General features: G+C 63.0%; 15 protein-coding genes and 1 pseudogene. 15 read left to right on the top strand and 1 reads right to left on the bottom strand.

Translation table 11 applies throughout. The features are described from left to right. Nucleotides 1-11: 11 nt before the first annotated feature. The 4 genes from BerOc1_RS04580 to BerOc1_RS04595 all read left to right on the top strand — a co-directional run bounded on the left by BerOc1_RS04580 (nt 12) and on the right by BerOc1_RS04595 (nt 3,805). Nucleotides 12-290, top strand: coding sequence for a DUF2160 domain-containing protein (locus tag BerOc1_RS04580; RefSeq protein WP_071544568.1), 279 nt, complete (start codon nt 12-14; stop codon nt 288-290). Nucleotides 291-386: 96 nt separating this feature from the next. Then, on the top strand, nt 387-2,117 hold the full coding sequence (locus BerOc1_RS04585; RefSeq protein ID WP_129586483.1) for an ABC transporter substrate-binding protein: 1,731 nt from the start codon (nt 387-389) through the stop codon (nt 2,115-2,117). A 294-nt stretch (nt 2,118-2,411) separates the two neighbouring features. After that, nucleotides 2,412-2,966: an AAA family ATPase gene (locus BerOc1_RS04590; RefSeq protein WP_207503291.1), complete on the top strand. Its 555-nt coding sequence runs from the start codon at nt 2,412-2,414 to the stop codon at nt 2,964-2,966. A gap of 80 nt (nt 2,967-3,046) precedes the next feature. Then, on the top strand, nt 3,047-3,805 hold the full coding sequence (locus BerOc1_RS04595) for a substrate-binding periplasmic protein (RefSeq protein ID WP_071544569.1): 759 nt from the start codon (nt 3,047-3,049) through the stop codon (nt 3,803-3,805). An 18-nt stretch (nt 3,806-3,823) separates the two neighbouring features. On the opposite strand, the pseudogene BerOc1_RS19500 reads toward BerOc1_RS04595, so the two are convergent. Then, nucleotides 3,824-3,925 (bottom strand): annotated as a pseudogene (locus BerOc1_RS19500) (3-keto-5-aminohexanoate cleavage protein); the annotation flags it as partial. A gap of 638 nt (nt 3,926-4,563) precedes the next feature. On the opposite strand from BerOc1_RS19500, the gene speB reads away from it, so the two are divergent. The 11 genes from speB (at nt 4,564) to urtB (ending at nt 17,034) form a co-directional block, all read left to right on the top strand. Then, a complete protein-coding gene (speB, locus tag BerOc1_RS04605) occupies nt 4,564-5,511 on the top strand; it encodes an agmatinase (RefSeq protein ID WP_071544570.1) in 948 nt (315 codons plus the stop codon). 23 nt (nt 5,512-5,534) lie between these two features. Next, nucleotides 5,535-6,794, top strand: a complete 1,260-nt coding sequence (locus BerOc1_RS04610; RefSeq protein WP_071544571.1) for an aminopeptidase P family protein — start codon at nt 5,535-5,537, stop codon at nt 6,792-6,794. Between the two features lie 92 nt (nt 6,795-6,886). Further along, nucleotides 6,887-7,738 (top strand): transporter substrate-binding domain-containing protein, encoded by an 852-nt coding sequence (locus BerOc1_RS04615; protein WP_071544572.1) that lies wholly within the window; start codon nt 6,887-6,889, stop codon nt 7,736-7,738. A 24-nt stretch (nt 7,739-7,762) separates the two neighbouring features. Next, the gene (locus BerOc1_RS04620) at nt 7,763-8,413 is read left to right on the top strand and encodes an amino acid ABC transporter permease (RefSeq protein WP_071544573.1); all 651 of its coding nucleotides are present in this window, start codon (nt 7,763-7,765) and stop codon (nt 8,411-8,413) included. A 10-nt stretch (nt 8,414-8,423) separates the two neighbouring features. After that, on the top strand, nt 8,424-9,083 hold the full coding sequence (locus tag BerOc1_RS04625; protein WP_071544574.1) for an amino acid ABC transporter permease: 660 nt from the start codon (nt 8,424-8,426) through the stop codon (nt 9,081-9,083). Nucleotides 9,084-9,107: 24 nt separating this feature from the next. Next, nucleotides 9,108-9,902 carry an amino acid ABC transporter ATP-binding protein gene (locus BerOc1_RS04630; protein ID WP_071544575.1) on the top strand — a complete coding sequence of 265 codons (795 nt, stop codon included), beginning with the start codon at nt 9,108-9,110 and terminating at the stop codon, nt 9,900-9,902. A gap of 1 nt (nt 9,903) precedes the next feature. Then, nucleotides 9,904-10,815: a LysR substrate-binding domain-containing protein gene (locus tag BerOc1_RS04635; protein WP_071544576.1), complete on the top strand. Its 912-nt coding sequence runs from the start codon at nt 9,904-9,906 to the stop codon at nt 10,813-10,815. Nucleotides 10,816-11,183: 368 nt separating this feature from the next. After that, nucleotides 11,184-12,503 carry an aminotransferase class III-fold pyridoxal phosphate-dependent enzyme gene (locus BerOc1_RS04640; RefSeq protein WP_071544577.1) on the top strand — a complete coding sequence of 440 codons (1,320 nt, stop codon included), beginning with the start codon at nt 11,184-11,186 and terminating at the stop codon, nt 12,501-12,503. A 10-nt stretch (nt 12,504-12,513) separates the two neighbouring features. Beyond that, the gene (locus tag BerOc1_RS04645; protein WP_071544578.1) at nt 12,514-13,662 is read left to right on the top strand and encodes an iron-containing alcohol dehydrogenase; all 1,149 of its coding nucleotides are present in this window, start codon (nt 12,514-12,516) and stop codon (nt 13,660-13,662) included. A 390-nt stretch (nt 13,663-14,052) separates the two neighbouring features. Next, on the top strand, nt 14,053-15,348 hold the full coding sequence (gene urtA, locus BerOc1_RS04650; RefSeq protein ID WP_071544579.1) for an urea ABC transporter substrate-binding protein: 1,296 nt from the start codon (nt 14,053-14,055) through the stop codon (nt 15,346-15,348). Nucleotides 15,349-15,414: 66 nt separating this feature from the next. Further along, nucleotides 15,415-17,034, top strand: coding sequence for an urea ABC transporter permease subunit UrtB (gene urtB, locus BerOc1_RS04655; protein ID WP_071544580.1), 1,620 nt, complete (start codon nt 15,415-15,417; stop codon nt 17,032-17,034). Nucleotide 17,035 lies beyond the last annotated feature (1 nt).

The following is a 17,035-nucleotide window of genomic DNA, read 5'->3' on the forward strand; positions in this document are numbered from 1 at the left end:
AGGAGGCAATCATGAATCTCGAATGGATGGCATGGACACCGGTCACCGCCGGTTTCTTCCTGACCATTGCGGTCATCCTCGTCGGCATGACCATCTGGGAGATCGTCTCCCCCTGCGTGGCGCGGCGCGGCTTTCTGCCGCTGACCACCACGCGCGGCGACCGGTTGTTCATCGGGCTGCTGGGCAGCGCGTACATACACCTGTCCTGGATCGGACTGACCACCTCACCCGTCTGGGTCGCTACGGCTATATCCGTTTGTTTCCTGATCATCGTCATGCGGTGGGGATAGCCAGCCCGCATGGGAATCGCGAACGGGAAACCGGAGGAACGGAAATATTGGGTATTACGGCAGAGGTCTTTTCTTAATCAGCATACGGAGGTACGTATGAAGTTGCGGCGTTTTTTGATCACGGGAATGCTGACCCTGGCATTCCTCAGCCTCGCCACCGCCGGCATGGCGGACATGAAGGCAGCGGAGAAATGGGTGGACAGCGAGTTCCAGCCTTCGACGCTGAGCAAGGCTGAGCAGATGAAGGAAATGGAGTGGTTCATCAAGGCGGCCGCTCCCTACAAAGGCTTGGAGATCAAGGTCGTCTCCGAGACCATCCCCACCCACGAGTACGAATCCAAGGTGCTCGCCAAGGCGTTCTACGAGATCACCGGCATCAAGGTCACCCACGACCTGATCCAGGAAGGCGACGTCATCGAGAAGCTCCAGGTCCAGTTCCAGTCGGGCGAGAACGTCTTCGACGGCTACATCAACGACTCGGACCTCATCGGGACCCACTTCCGCTCCGGCAAGGTCGTCAACCTGACCGACTGGATGACCGGCGAAGGCAAGGACGTGACCCTGCCCACCCTGGACGTGGACGACTTCATGGGCAAGTCCTTCACCACCGGCCCGGACGGCAAGCTGTACCAGCTGCCCGACCAGCAGTTCGCCAACCTCTACTGGTTCCGTTACGACTGGTTCAAGAAGCCCGAGCTGCGCAAGGCCTTCAAGGCCAAGTACGGCTATGAGCTGGGCGTGCCGGTCAACTGGTCCGCCTACGAGGACATCGCCGAATTCTTCACCAACGACGTGCGCGAGATCGACGGCGTGGCCATCTACGGGCACATGGACTACGGCAAGAAGGCCCCGGACCTCGGCTGGCGCTTCACCGACGCCTGGCTGTCCATGGCCGGCGCCGGCGACAAGGGGCTGCCCAACGGCAAGCCCGTGGACGAATGGGGCATTCGCGTGGAAGATTGCCGTCCGGTGGGCTCCTCCGTGTCCCGCGGCGGCGCCACCAACGGCCCGGCCGCCAAGTACGCCCTGCGCAAGTACATGGACTGGCTGCGCAAGTACGCCCCTCCGGGCGCGCTCGGCATGGACTTCTACCAGTCCCTGCCGTACCTGGCCAAGGGCAACGTGGCCCAGCAGATATTCTGGTACACGGCCTTCACCGCCTCCATGGTCGAGAAGGGCACCCCGGTGGTCAACGCCGACGGCACGCCCAAGTGGCGCATGGCTCCGTCCCCGCACGGCCCGTACTGGGAAAAGGGCCAGAAGCTCGGCTACCAGGACTGCGGTTCCTGGACCCTGCTGAAGTCCACCCCGGTGGACCGGCGCAAGGCCGCCTGGCTGTTCGCCCAGTTCTGCGTCTCCAAGTCCGTGTCCCTGAAGAAGGCCCATGTCGGCCTGACCCCCATCCGGGATTCCGACATCCGCCACGAGTCCTTCACCAAGCGCGCCCCCATGCTCGGCGGCCTGGTGGAATTCTACCGCTCCCCGGCCCGCGTGTCCTGGACCCCCACCGGCACCAACGTGCCCGACTACCCCAAGCTGGCCCAGCTCTGGTGGCAGAACATCGGTGAGGCCGTGGCCGGCGAGGTCACCGTGGACACCGCCATGGACAACCTGGCGGCCGAACAGGACAAGATCATGATGCGCCTGGAGCGCGCCAACGTGCTCAGCATCTGCGGTCCCAAGCTGAACGAGCCCCGGGAAGAGTCCTACTGGCTCAACCAGCCCGGCGCTCCCAAGGCCAAGCTGGCCAACGAGAAGCCCCAGGGCGAGACCGTGGACTACGACGAGCTGATCAAGGCCTGGAAGCAGGGCAAGGCCACCATGTAACCCGGTTCACGAACAAGACAAGGCAAAGCAAGGGGCGTCCCCGGGGACGCCCCTTTTTTATCGTCCCATCGCGGACGGCCTCACTTATCCCTTGTGTTCCATCCCGGTTTGCGTAACCATTTCGCTGTTCCCACCATCAGCGGCCTCCCGCCCTCCTTTCTTTCCAGATCGTCTCTCCACGCCTCGCCCGCGAATAATGCCTGGGCATCTTGACGCCGGGCCGCGCGGCCCTGTCCTGCGGCCGCAGTCCCGGCCATACCCGGCACGAAAAACACCAACACAGGAGTCCATCCAATGATGCGCAACGGATATGTCGTCTTCACAGGCGGCCCCGGCTCGGGGAAAAGCACGGTCATCGAAGCACTGCGCCGGCTCGGCCATGCCTGCTCCGGGGAAAAGGGGCGGAGGATCATCCAAGAGGAGCTCGGACGCTCGGGCGACGCGCTGCCCTGGCGGGACAAGACGGCCTTCCGGGACAGGATGCTGGAAAAGGATTTCGCGGCCTACGAACACTACCAAGGATACGAGGGCCCTGTCTTCTTCGACCGGGGGATCGTCGACGCCTATGGCTATTCGCTCCTCGAAGGCCTCGAAATCACCCTCGCGTTGCGCTCCGCCTGCGCCTCGCACCGTTACGGCGGCCCGGTGTTCATCTTCCCGCCATGGGAACGGATCTTCACCAACGACACGGAACGCAAACAGGACTTTGCCGAAGCGCGAAGGACGCATAAAGCCATGCGAAAGGCCTACGGGGACTTCGGCTATGCGTTGACAGAAGTCCCGCGCGCCCCGGTCGAGGAGAGGGTCCGGTTCATTACCCGAAGACTGGGCAGGGAATTGACGGGGTAGGACCGGCCCCGGGCCAGGCACCGTTTTTGACTCTTTGACCGGCTTCCGGTACTGTTGCGATAAGGGAAGGAGTATCGGCGGTGCGCATTTTTCCACACATTTTTCTTGTCCTGGCCTGTCTGTCCGGGCTCTTCGGGGCAAGGGCCTTTGCCCAGGAGACCTTGACCATCGGCGTCGAGAACAAGGACTGGTACAGCCATTACGTCTGGGAGGGGCGAACCCTTGTCGGGTTGGACCCCGACATCGTCCGGGCCGTCGCCGGGCAGCTCGGCTATCGGGTCGTTTTCGAACCGTATCCCTGGAGCCGGGTCATCCGCATGGCGCAGGACGGGACCTTGGACGGCGTCCTGGACCTGGCCCTCATCCGGGACAGGGAAAAGCGCCTGCACTATGTGCGCACCCCCATCACCACGGAGCAGACCACGTTCTGGATAAGAAAGGGAAACAAGGTCCCCTTTGACGGGAAATTCACACCGGAAATCCGCTTGGGGCTCATTCGCGGCGCGGACTGGACAGACCGATTCGCCAAGATGGGGACCCCGACCGTCCAACGCTTCAATTCCTTTGAGCAGGCCTTCCAGAATCTGGTCGCCGACAGAATCGACATGTTCGCCAGCTACCTCGCCCCCACCCGGTACCACGCCGGGCGGCTCGGGTATATGGACCGGATCGAGCCCCATGCCTACACCCAGCCGGACATGCCATACTACATAGCATTCAGCGACAAACCGGGGCACGCCCGATTGGCCCGCCGATTCGACGAGAAGCTCAAGGCATTCCTCGCCAGCCCCGACTACGGTGCATTGATGGAACAATTCGACTCTCGCCCCGCGCCCTAGAAGGACGTCCGGCGCGGCGATCTCGAAACCGAATTCCTTCACCAGGGGCTTCATCTTCTCGACCATTTCGCGGTTGCTTTGGGCCAGCCTGCCCTTACGCGGATAGAGATTGTCCTCCATCCGCCCCGGGCGGAGCCGCCGGGCATGACGCCCACCACGCCGAGATTAAATTCGTGCCGCCCCCAAGGATGTCCGGGATCCGCTCTGGTCGTGAAAGGGCTCTTAACGGCACGGTCCATCGACCGCCCAAATGTCCGTTTTATCCAAACGCGGCCCGCAGCATCAGGAAGAACTGGGCGCCTTGACATTTTTTAGCAACAGCCCGACCGGGGAGGCCGCTGAAGGAGGCGGTGGCTTCCCCGGTCGGGCTGTTGTCGTAGGAACTGCCGACACGCCCCGCAAATTGACAAAAATAACACTTTTGTCATTAACAGACCTAATTGCTGATCTGAAATCTGCCTTTTTTGCAACAACATTCCCGGCCACGCATCCGCTTTTACGCCCCTATCCCCCCGCTTATTACCGGAGGAGAACGTGGAATCAGTTTTACTTATGGTTCGATCCGAAACAGCATCCCGGGAAATAATTTAGCACCGTGCCACTCCACTCCAATCGTACATCACAACAATCTGTTTATATTAATTTTTTAACAAATAGACAGAGGGCATCGCCCTCTCTCTGGTTCAAATCAGGCCTTGGGTTTGCAACGAGAGAGAAACAACTCAACTAATACCAATATGGTTTATTCGGAGGCTGAAATGAAAAAGTACCATCCCGTCGACTCCCTGCAATCCCCCCGGTTCTCCGGCGTCAGCACGTTCATGCGTCTGCCGCACGTGCGCACGCTCGAGGATGTGGATTTCGTCGTCGTCGGGCAACCCTTTGACACCGCCACAACCTTCCGCCCGGGCTGCCGGTTCGGTCCCCGGGGCATCCGTGAGGCGTCCTCTATCCTCAAGGCGTACAATCCCGTGCTCGACGTGGACCTTTTCGAGCATCTCTCCGGCGTGGACTACGGCGACATCGACATCGTCCCCGGCTATCTGGAGGAATCGCATACGCGAATCACCGAGGGCATGTCCCCGATCTTCGAGTCGGGCGTGACCCCGGTCATCCTCGGCGGCGACCACTCCATCACCCTGCCCACCCTGCGCGCCCTGCGCAGGCACCACGGCCCGGTGTCCCTGCTGCACTTCGACGCCCACAGCGACACCAGCAGCGACTACTTCGGCAAGCCCTACAACCACGGCACGCCATTCTACTGGGCCATGGAGGAAGGGCTCATCAATCCCGAGACCTCCATCCAGGTGGGCATGCGCGGCCATTACTACAGCAAGGACTGCCACGACTACGCCCTGAACAAGGGCATGGAGATCATCACCGGCTGGGAGCTGCACGAGATCGGCATCCCCGCGGCCATCGAGCGCATCCGCGAGCGGATCAAGGGCACCAAGGTCTTCCTGACCTTCGACATCGACTTCATGGACGCGGCCTACGCGCCGGGCACCGGCACCCCCGAGATCGGCGGCTTCACCAGCTACGAGGCCCTGCGCCTGGTCACGGAATCCTGCCTGGGCCAGAACATGCTCGGCATGGATCTGGTGGAGGTGCTGCCCGACCTGGACCACGCCCAGATCACGGCCCTGGCCGCCGCAGGCGTCATCCACGCCTTCCTGTCGGTCCTGGCCAAGAACAAAACGGCATAGAACACGCACGTCCGGACTCCGCCATGAAAAGCGCAACACCCATCCGCTCTCTCCCGGCATTCCTGGAGATCAAGAACGGCAGCAAGGTCAAACGGACCTTCTCCAGTTCCGAGATGCTCCGCAGGATCGATGCCCTGCGCCGTTTCATGGCGGAGACCGGCGTGGACGCCATCCTGTTGACGTCCATGCACAACGTCCACTACTACAGCGACTTTCTTTACTGCGCCTTTGGCCGCGACTTCGGCCTCGTCGTCACCCCGCGCAGCTCCACGACCATCAGCCCGGCCGTCGACTTCGGCCAGCCCTACCGACGCAGCTTCGGCGACAACCTCGTCTACACCGACGCGGGCAGCGACAATTTCTTCCGGGCGGCACGCCACCTGCTGGGGCAGAGCCGCAGCATCGGCATAGAATTCGACCACGTCACCGTGGAGAACCTGGAAAAGCTGAAGGCCGCCTGTCCACGGGCCAGATTCCTCGATGTCGGCGAGCACGTCATGCGCACCCGCCGGATCAAGTCCGATGAGGAAATCGAGCTCATGCGCACCGGCGCGCGGATAGCGATCCAGGGCGCCGAGGCGGCCCGCGGGGCCATTGCCGAAGGCGTTCCGGAACACGAGGCGGCCCAGGCGTCCACCAACGCCATGATCCGCGAGATCGGCTGCCATCTGCCCCATCTGGAACTGCGGGACACCTGGACCTGGCTCCAGTCCGGCATCCACACGGACGGGCCGCACAACCCGGTGACCAGCCGGAGAATCAGGCGGGGGGATCTCCTGTGCATGAGCTGTTTCCCCATGATCGCGGGCTACAACATGGCCCTGGGGCGGACCCTGTCCATGGGCGCTCCCTCGGACCGGGCCCTGGCCGTATGGGAATGCAACCAGAACGCCCGCCGAAAGGGCTTGGAGCTGATCCGCCCGGGCGCGCGTTGCTGCGACATCGCGGCCGAACTCGACGCCCTGTACGCCGAGGCCGGGCTGCTCGAACATCGCGGCCCGGACCACGGCCGGTCCTTCGGCATCGTCAACCGCTACTATGGCAGGGAGACCGGACTGGAGCTGCGGGCGGACGTGACCGCCGAACTGCGCAGCGGCATGGTCGTTTCCCTGGAGCCCTCCGTGATCATTCCCCAGGACATGGAGGGAGCGGGCGGCTACCGCGAACAGGACCTGCTCGTGGTCACGGAAGACGGGGCCGAGAACCTGACCGATTTTCCGGCCGGGCCGGAACACCATATTTTGGGCGCGCCGCACGGGCGGCGGTCCGCTGTGACGGCTTGAAGGGAGACCGTCGCGAATCGGGTTATAAACTGATGAACGGAAAGGACCAAAGGGAATCTTTCGCGTATCACAACCAAGAGAGGAGGTTCCTCATGAACAAGGTATTCAAGACACTGGCCGTCGCCCTGCTCGTCACCGCGGCCATGGCGGTCAACGCCCAGGCAAAGGATCTGCTGGAACGGATCAAGGATCGCGGCGAGATCGTCGTGGCCACCGAGGCCCGCTTCGCCCCGTTCGAGTTCGTCAAGGACGGCGAGATCGTCGGCTACGGCAACGAAATTCTCAAGGAAGTGCTCAGCGAGCTGCCCGGCGTGAAGCTGAAGCTGCTCGACCTGCCCTTCCAGGGACTGCTCGCCGGTCTGGACGCCAAGCGCTACGACTTCGTGGCCGCGTCCCTGACCATCACCAAGGCCCGCGACGCCAAGTACGCCTTCACCATGCCCTTTTCCACCGCCGCGGTGACCTACGTCAAGCGCACCGGCGACGACTCCATCAAGTCCGCCGAGGACCTGGTCGGCAAGAAGGTCGGCATCCAGGCCGGCGCCGCCCCCTACTTCAGCGCCGTGGCAGACCTGGAAAAAGATGTGCTCAAGCCCAAGTTCGGCAAGGGCGTCGGCGAACTGGTGGAATTCATCGGCAACGACGAGGCCTACGCGGCCCTGGCCGCCCGCCGCGTGGACGCCGTGGTCAACAGCCTCCCCAACCTGGCCCCGCTGGTCAAGGAACGCCCCGAGACCTTCGCCATCGGCCTGCCGCCCTTCGGCCCGGCCACCTACTTCGCCTGGGTGGGCCGCAAGGACGAGGACAGCGCCTCACTGGTCAAGTTCATCAGCGACGGCATCGCCAAGCTGAACAAGAGCGGCAGGATGGCCGAGCTGCAGAAGAAATGGTTCGGCTTCACCATGGACGTTCCGGCCGACGCGTTCCCGACTCCGAACTTCTAGCAACCTCACGCCCCAGGGAGAGATATGTTCGATTTTGGCGTCATACTGGCTCAATACCCGCAGCTGCTCAAGGGAGCGTGGCAGACCCTGTCGCTCTCGCTGATCTCCATCCTGATCGGGTTCGTCTTCGGGCACCTGCTGTGCTTCGGCAAGATGTCCGAACGTCCCCTGCTCAGGCGAACCTGCGCACTGTACATCAGCTTCTTCCGGGGCACCCCGCTGCTGGTCCAGTTGTCCATCATCTTCTACTTTCTCCCCCTGGCCGACATCAACATTCCGTCTGTGTTGGCCGCGGTGCTCTGTCTTTCCATGAACACCGCGGCCTTCCAGGCCGAAATCCTGCGCGGGGGATTCCAGGCCCTGCCCGGGGGCCAGGTCGAGGCGGCCCGGGACCTGGGCTTCACCCCCCTGCAGATCCGCCTGCACATCCAGGTGCCGCAGGTCTTCCGGGCCACCCTGCCCGCCCTGCTCAACGAGACCATCGACATCCTCAAGAACTCGGCGCTCATCTCGACCATCGCCGTGACCGACCTGATGCGCATGTCCCAGACCATCGCCTCGTCCACCTACCGGCCGGTGGAATCCTTTGCCGTGGCAGGGGCCATCTACTTCATCATGACCTACGCCATCGGCAAGTTCGGGCTGTATCTCGAACGCAGGCTCCGGATTTCCTAGGAGGAACGGCATGTTCGATATTACCATCATTACCCAGTACTACCCGCTGTTCCTCAAGGGATTGCTGAACACCGTGCTCATCTGCGCGGCGGGCCTCGCCCTGGGCATGGCCTGGGGCCTCGCGCTCTATTCCATCGGCAACTCGCGCCTGGCGATCCCGCGCGCCCTGTACCGTGGCTACGTCAACCTCTTCCGGGGCACGCCGCTGCTGGTCCAACTCTTCCTGCTCTTCTACGGGGGCCCCTATTTCGGCCTGAATCTCTCAGCCATCGCCACCGGCATCCTCGGCCTGACCCTTTACGGAGCGGCCTACTTCGCCGAGATCTACCGCGCCGGGTTCCAGAACATCCCGGCCGGCCAGATCGAGGCCGCCCAGGACCTCGGCATGAGTCCCCTGCAGACCATGCTGCACGTCCAGATTCCCCAGATGCTGACCCTGATCATCCCGTCGGTCATCAACCAGACCATCCTGATCATCAAGGAGTCCGCCATCCTGTCCATCATCACCGTGCCGGAAGTGACCACCGCCGCGGTGAAGATATCCACCGAGACCTTTTCCATCGTTGAACCGTACGTCGTCCTCGCCGGGGCGTACTGGCTCATCGTCACCGCCGTCTCCAGAGGCGGCCAACTCTGGGAGCGCCGCCAGATGCGCTACATCTCCAGATAAACCACCCAGCAGAGGACGAATCGCATGCCTGTTTCCGACAATACCGCCGTCAGCCTCATCAATCTTTGGAAATCGTTCGGCGAGCATACCGTGCTCAAGGGCGTGGACCTGACCGTCAAGAACGGCCAGGTGGTCTGCCTCATCGGCGGCTCCGGCTCCGGCAAATCCACCATGCTCCGCTGCATCAACGGCCTGGAATCCTTCGACGACGGCAAGATCGCCATCGCAGGGCAGATGTTCAGCGCCACGGGCCAGGAAAAGATCGCGCACCACAACCTGGACTCGGCGCGCCAGTCCGCCCTGAAGAAGATCTGCATGGTCTTCCAGCAGTTCAACCTGTGGCCGCACATGACCGTGCTCAAAAACGTCATGGCCCCCCTGCAACTGGTCAGGAAGATGGGCCGCAAGGAGGCCGAGGCGCGGGCCCTGGTCGTCCTGGACAAGGTCGGCATGGCGGACAAGAAGGACATGTATCCCGGCAGCCTGTCCGGCGGGCAGCAACAGCGGGTGGCCATCGCCCGGTCCCTGGGCATGGATCCGTCGATCATGCTCTTCGACGAGCCCACCTCGGCCCTGGACCCGGAACTGGTCGGCGAGGTCCTGAGCGTCATGCGCGAACTTGCTAAGGAAGGAATGACGATGGTAGTCGTAACCCATGAGATGGGCTTCGCCTCCCAGGTGGCCGACAAGGTCGTCTTCCTGGCCGACGGCCAGATCGAGGAAAGCGGCGCCCCCGACCAGCTGTTTAGCCAGCCCAAGAGCGACAAGCTCGCGGCATTCCTCAAGACCTGGTCCGAACGCAACGGGACCCTGAACTGACATGAAGCAACTGCCCAACCTCGACAGCCTCAGGTTCTTCGCCATCGCGGCCAAGCACCTCAACTTCACCAGGGCTGCGCGGGAAATGGGCATTTCCCAGAGCGCCATGAGCCAGCAGATCGCCAGGCTGGAAGAGGCCGTCGGCTTCAAGCTTTTCCACCGCCAGGCCCGGGGATTGACCCTGACGGGCAAGGGGGAACGGCTGCTGAACGCGGTCCGCGACGGACTGGGGCGCATCGAGCACACCCTGCGGGAACTGGACGATTCCAGTCCGCGCGAAGTCATGACCGTGCGCACCCTGCCCTCCATCGCCATGCGCTGGCTCATGCCCAGGGTCAAGCAGTTCCGCGAGTTCGCCCCGGAACTCAGCTTCCGGGTGGAGGCCGAGATAGCCCTGCCCGATTTTCTCAACGACTCCGTGGACGTGGCCATCATCTACGGCAAGACGGACCATCCCGAATGGGACCAGACCTTCATGTTCAACGACGCGATCATCCCGGTCTGCGCGCCGTCCTTCCTCGAGGAGCACCCCATCAAGACCCCGGCCGACCTCGAGGGCAAGCACCTGATGCACGACTCCGTTCCCCACGGCATATACAGCACCAACTGGGACGACTGGTTCGCCCGTCTGGGCATGAGCCCGCCCAAGTACGGGCAGGGGCTCTCCTTCAGCACCGCCTACATGGTCAGCCAAAGCGCCATCACCGGACAGGGCGTGGCCCTGACCCGCTTCTCCCTGGTGGCGGACGAACTCGAGAACGGCAGCCTGGTCCGGCTGTTCGACCATGTGATCTTCGAGGACGGCTTCTACGTGGCCTGCCCGAAGTCCTCGCTCAAACGCATCGCCATCCAGCGCTTCTACGAGTGGATCGTCCATGAATCCGCCGTGTTCAAAGAGCGTATGCGCTTCTAGCCCGCCCTTCGTCCAACCCATCCTTCGCCCGCGACGCCCGCTGACATTAATGTCAAACATCGACAGGATGTTGCGGTTTTCCGCAAATACCGATGCCCAGACATCAAGCGGGCCGATCAAGACATTAGGGCATATTATCGGCACCCCCCCGGCAACCCCGGCCAGCCCCGAAAAACGCGGTGGCTGAGCGGAACCTTCTGATATAAAATTACAATTATCTCAGAATATTAATCGCACTTCCGACAAACACGCGGCCCATCCCCCTCCGCCGGGCAGGCGTGCCCCTTGCAGCAGGTACGCATGCGCCCGGCAATAACCGATTCTAATGGCGGCCGGACGCAAATCAAACAAAAAGGTAGGAGACCCGAATGTCTGAAGCATATGATAACGACCGGTCCTATGTCCTCCACTCCTGGTCGGTCCAGGGCAAACTTTCCCCCAAGGTGATCACCAGGGGCGACGGCGTGTTCTTCTGGGACGAAAACGGCAAGCGCTACTACGACCTGGGCGCGCAGCTGGTGAACCTGAACATCGGGCACCAGCACCCCAAGGTGGTCCAGGCCATCAAGGACCAGGCGGACAAGCTGAGCTACGTGGCCCCGCAGTTCGCCGAGGAGATGCGCGGCAAGCTGGCCAAGCGGATCATAGAGCTGCTGCCCGAGGAATTCGGCAAGTGCTTCTTCACCCTGGGCGGCGCGGACTCCAACGAAAACGCCATCAAGATCGCCCGCGCCTTCACCGGCAAGAACAAGATCATCACCCGCTTCCGTTCCTACCACGGGGCCACCTACGGGGCCATCGCCCTGACCGGGGACCCGCGCAGGCCTCCGGTGGAACCGGCCATGCCCGGCGTGATCCACTGTTTCGATCCCTATTGCTACCGCTGCACTTTCGGCCAGAAGCCGGAATCCTGCGGCATGCAGTGCGCGGAGCACATCCGGGAAATCATCCAATACGAGACCCCGGAGACCGTGGCCGCCGTGATGATGGAATCCGTGACCGGTTCCAACGGCATCCTGGTGCCGCCCAAGGGGTACATGGAACGGGTGCGCGAGATCTGTGACGAGTTCGGCATCCTGCTCATCTGCGACGAGGTCATGACCGGCTTCGGGCGTACGGGCAAGTGGTTTGGATTCCAGAACTTCGACATCGTGCCGGACATCGTCACCATGGCCAAGGGCGTCAACTCAGGCTACGTCCCGCTGGGCGTGGTCGCGGTCCAAAAAAAGATCGCCGACTTCTTTGACGACGCCATGCTCTATTGCGGCCTGACCTATTCCGGCCACCCGGTATCCTGCGCCGCGGCCCTGGCCTGCCTGGACGCCTATGAGGAGGAAGGGCACATCGACAACGCGGCCAGGCTCGCTCCGGTCCAGGCCGAACTGCTGGAGGGGCTCAAGGCCAAACATCCCCTGGTCGGCGACGTCCGTTCCATCGGCCTGTTCAGCGTCATGGAGATGGTCAAGGACCGCGAGACCCGCGAGCCGCTCTCCCCGTGGAACGGAGCGCCGGGCCTCATGGCCGAGATATCCAGGCGCTTCGACGAAAAGGGACTGTCCGTCTTCGTGCGCTGGAACTACATCTTCCTGACCCCGCCCGTGATCATCACCGAGGAACAGCTTCGCGACGCCATCGCCCTCATGGACGAATGCCTGACCGAAGCGGAAAAAGTCATCCTGGACGTTTAAGGGAGGAACAATGAGCGTAACCTACTTCCAATCCCCTTCCCGGATCGTGTCCGGACCGGGCGCCGTGGCCCAGGCGGGCCCCGAGTCCGCCCGTTTCGGGAGCCGGGCCCTGATCGTGACCGGACGCGGCTCGTCCCGGAAATCCGGTGCGCTGGACGCGGTCGCCAAGTCCCTGGAGGGCGCGGGCGTGACCCCGGTCGTCTTCGACCAGGTGCCGTCCGACCCGGACATGCTCACCGTCGAGAACGGCGCGATCATCGCCAGAAAGGAAGGGTGCGACGTGATCGTGGCCCTGGGTGGAGGCAGCCCCATGGACGCGGCCAAAGGCATCTCCGTGGTCCTGGGCAACAACGCCCCGGTCGGCGACTTCGAATTCAGGCAGCCCGAGAGACAGGGCCCGCCGATCATCGCCATCCCGACTACGGCCGGGACCGGCAGCGAGATCACCCGCATCTCGATCATCACCGACACCGAACGCAAGGTCAAAATGGTCCTCCAGGGACCGACCCTGATCCCCACGGTGGCCATTCTGGACCCGGAACTGACCTATTCCGTGCCGCCGGACTTCACAGCGGCCACGGGCATGGATGCCCTGACCCACGCGGTGGAAGCGTACCTCTCCTCTTTGGCCACCCCGCTGACGGACATCCACGCCCTGGCCGCAATCCGGCTCATCGCGGAAGCGCTGATCCCGGCCACGCTCAACGGCAAGAACGCCGAAGCGCGGGAAAAGATGCTCCTGGGCCAGATGGAGGCGGGCTACGCCTTCGGCAACGCCTCCACCTGCCTGGTCCACTCCATGTCGCGCCCCCTGGGAGCGCACTTCGGCATCCCGCACGGCAAGGCCAACGCCATGCTCCTGGCCACGGTCATGGAGTTCAACCGTCCGGCCGCGCCCGAACGGTTCGCCCGTCTGGCCGAAGCCCTGGGCGAAAACATCGAGGGCCTCGGTTCCCGCGAGGCCGGAATGGCCGCCGTGAACGCCCTCCAGGCCATATTCGAGGAAACCGGCCTGCCCGCCAGGCTGTCGGACTGGGGCGTGAGCGAAAAGGACCTCGGCCGGTTGGCCGAGGACGCGCATGCCAGCGGCTCCACGGCCCTGAACTGCCGGATTCCCACCGTGGAGCAGATCCGCGCCCTGTACGAAGCGATACTCTAAACCGGACGTTCCCTGCCGCGAAACCGCGGCAGGGAACGTCTCCCGGCGGTTTCGCCGGCTACAAAACAGTAGATAGTAACAATAACCGTCTAAAACCGCCGTAATCTTGAAGCAATAAGACACAGAGATTAACTCTTTTGTCACATATTGACCCTCAAATGTGTCGAAAATGAAAAGAAAAGCGGATTCATGGCTGCCCCCCGCCCGGCCTCTTTCCGGCAAGGGGCGCATAAGAATGCGCCATTCCTCACTTCCCGTTTTCTCAAGGGTCCAAACACATGTTTGGCATAACAATTGATAACAGGTTCATATTCCCCGGAGAAACGCAACGGGGACCATCGAGAGAAACTGCATCAATCATCTAATGTCCCAGTAGAGGAGATTGTTCCCATGAAAAAACGTCTGTTGTCCCTGATTCTCAGCTTCGCCTTAGCACTCACCGCCTTTGCCGGTGCGGCCAACGCGGCCGACACCATCAAGGTCGGCATCCTGCACTCCCTGTCCGGCACCATGGCCATCAGCGAGACTTCGCTCAAGGACGTGGCCCTGATGACCATCGACGAAATCAACGCCAAGGGCGGCCTGCTGGGCAAGAAGCTCGAGCCCGTGGTCGTGGACCCGGCCTCCAACTGGCCCCTGTTCGCGGAAAAGGCGCGCGAACTGATCGAAAAGGACAAGGTAGCCGTGGTCTTCGGCTGCTGGACCTCCGTGTCCCGCAAGTCCGTCCTGCCGGTCTTCGAGGAACTCAACGGCCTGCTCTTCTACCCCGTCCAGTACGAGGGTGAGGAATGTTCCTACAACGTCTTCTATACCGGCGCGGCCCCGAACCAGCAGGCCATCCCCGCGGTGGAATACCTGATGAGCGAGGACGGCGGCGCGGCCAAGCGCTTCGTGCTGCTGGGCACCGACTACGTCTACCCCCGGACCACCAACAAGATTCTGCGCGCCTTCCTGCACTCCAAGGGCGTGAAGGACGAGGACATCCTGGAGAAGTACACCCCGTTCGGGCACAGCGACTACCAGACCATCATCGCCGACATCAAAAAATTCGCCGCCGCCAAACCCACCTGCATCATTTCCACCATCAACGGCGATTCCAACGTGCCCTTCTACAAGGAACTGGCCAACCAGGGCATCAAGGCCGAGGACATCCCCTGCGTGGCCTTCTCCGTGGGTGAGGAGGAACTGCGCGGCATCGACACCAAGCCGCTGGTCGGCCACCTGGCCGCATGGAACTACTTCATGTCCATGGACAACCCGACCAACAAGGAATTCGTCAAGAAATGGAAGGACTACGTCAAGAAGAACAACCTGCCCGGCGGTGACAAGCGCGTGACCAACGACCCCATGGAAGCCACCTACATCGGCATCAAGATGTGGTCCCAGGCCGTGCTCCAGGCCGGCACCACCGACGTGGACGCCGTGCGCCAGGCCATGGGCAACCAGGCGGTCAAGTCCCCGTCCGGCTACACCATCACCATGGACCCGAAGAACCATCACCTGCACAAGCCGGTCGTCATCGGCGAGGTCAACGAGGAAGGCCAGTTCGACATCGTCTGGCAGACCGACGGCCCCATCCGCGCCCAGGCCTGGAGCAAGTATCTGCCCGACTCCGCCAAGAAGGTCGCCGACTGGACCTACCCCAACGTCTGCGGCAACTGCACCAGCCCCAAGTACTCCGACTAGCCACCACGTAACCAACGGAGCGCCCGGCCCGGGCCGGGCGCTCCCTCCTCATATCGAGCCATCCCCATGAAACGTTTTTCCATCGTTCTCACCGTCCTGGCCGCCATGCTCCTGCTGTCGGCGGGCCCGGTCCGGGCGGCCGCCGACTACGCCGGAGCCGTGAACGACCTCGCCGCCAGCAGCCGGAGCAAGATTTCCCAGGCCATCGAGTCGCTGCAGGCCATCGGCAACCCCGACGCCCTGGCCGCCCTCGAGGCCCTGCAGGACGGCCGCCTCCACCGGGACGGCGACAGGGCCGTCATCGAGCCTGAATCCGGCGAGCCCTACTACGCCGAGGACGGCGCCCCCTTTACGGGCGACCTGGAATCCCTGGACACGCCGCGCATCAACAACAAGGTTCGCCGGGACCTCAAACCGGCCATCGCCGCCTTCCAGCTGACCTCGCCCGACCGCGAAAAACGGCTGCTCGCGGCCTCCCAACTGGCGGACAAGGCCAGCCCCGAGGCCGAGGACGCCATCCGCACGGCCCTTTCCCGGGAAAAGGACGCCGACGTCAAGGAGGCCCTGCGGGTCGCACTGGCCCTGACCACCCTGCACAGCCCGGACAAGGCGCGCAGGCTCAAGGCCATCGAGGCCATCGGCGACTCCGGCAACCAGCTGCTCATGAGCAAGCTCACGCCCTTTACCGAAAAGGACGAGAACGGCGAATACGTGGAAAAGGACCGGGACGTCCTCAAGGCGGCCCTGGACGCGACCACCACCCTGGAGCGAAAGATGATCATGGTCCGCGCCGGGCGAGACCTGTTCTACGGCATCAGCCTGGGCAGCGTGCTCCTGCTGGCCGCCCTGGGCCTGGCCATCACCTTCGGCCTCATGGGGGTCATCAACATGGCCCACGGCGAGATGCTCATGCTCGGGGCCTACTCCACCTACATGGTGCAGGAATTCTTCCTCCGCTATCTGCCCGGCATGACCGGGGGATATCTCATCGTGGCCATCCCCCTGGCCTTCATGATCCCCTGCGCGGTGGGCATGCTCCTGGAACGGGCCGTCATCCGCTATCTCTACGGGCGGCCGCTGGAGACCCTGCTGGCCACCTGGGGCATCAGCCTCGGACTGATCCAGACCGTGCGCCTCATCTTCGGCGCGCAAAACGTCGAGGTACGCAACCCGGACTGGCTGTCCGGCGGCTTCCAACTCGCCGAGGGGCTGATGATCACCTACAACCGGCTGGCCATCATCATCTTCGTCATCCTCGTCGTGGGCCTGGTCTGGTTCCTGCTCAACAAGACCCCGCTGGGGCTCCAGGTCAGGGCCGTGACCCAGAACCGCTCCACCGCCTCGGCCATGGGCATCTACGCCTCCAAGATCGACATGTGGACCTTCGGCCTGGGCTCCGGCATCGCCGGGCTCGGCGGTCTGGCCCTGACCCAGGTCGGCAACGTCGGCCCGGAACTCGGCCAGTCCTACATCGTGGACTCCTTCCTGGTCGTGGTCCTCGGCGGCGTGGGCAAGCTCGCGGGCACCGTGGTCGGCTCCCTCAGCCTCGGCGTGGTCAACAAGATCCTCGAGCCCTTCACCGGGGCCGTGCTGGGCAAGATCCTGATGCTGGCGCTGGTCATCCTGTTCATTCAAAAGCGGCCGCAGGGCATCTTCGCCCTCAAGGGCCGCATGATGGAGGACTGAC

It is taken from the genome of Pseudodesulfovibrio hydrargyri (assembly GCF_001874525.1).
GTDB classification, from domain to species: domain Bacteria; phylum Desulfobacterota; class Desulfovibrionia; order Desulfovibrionales; family Desulfovibrionaceae; genus Pseudodesulfovibrio; species Pseudodesulfovibrio hydrargyri.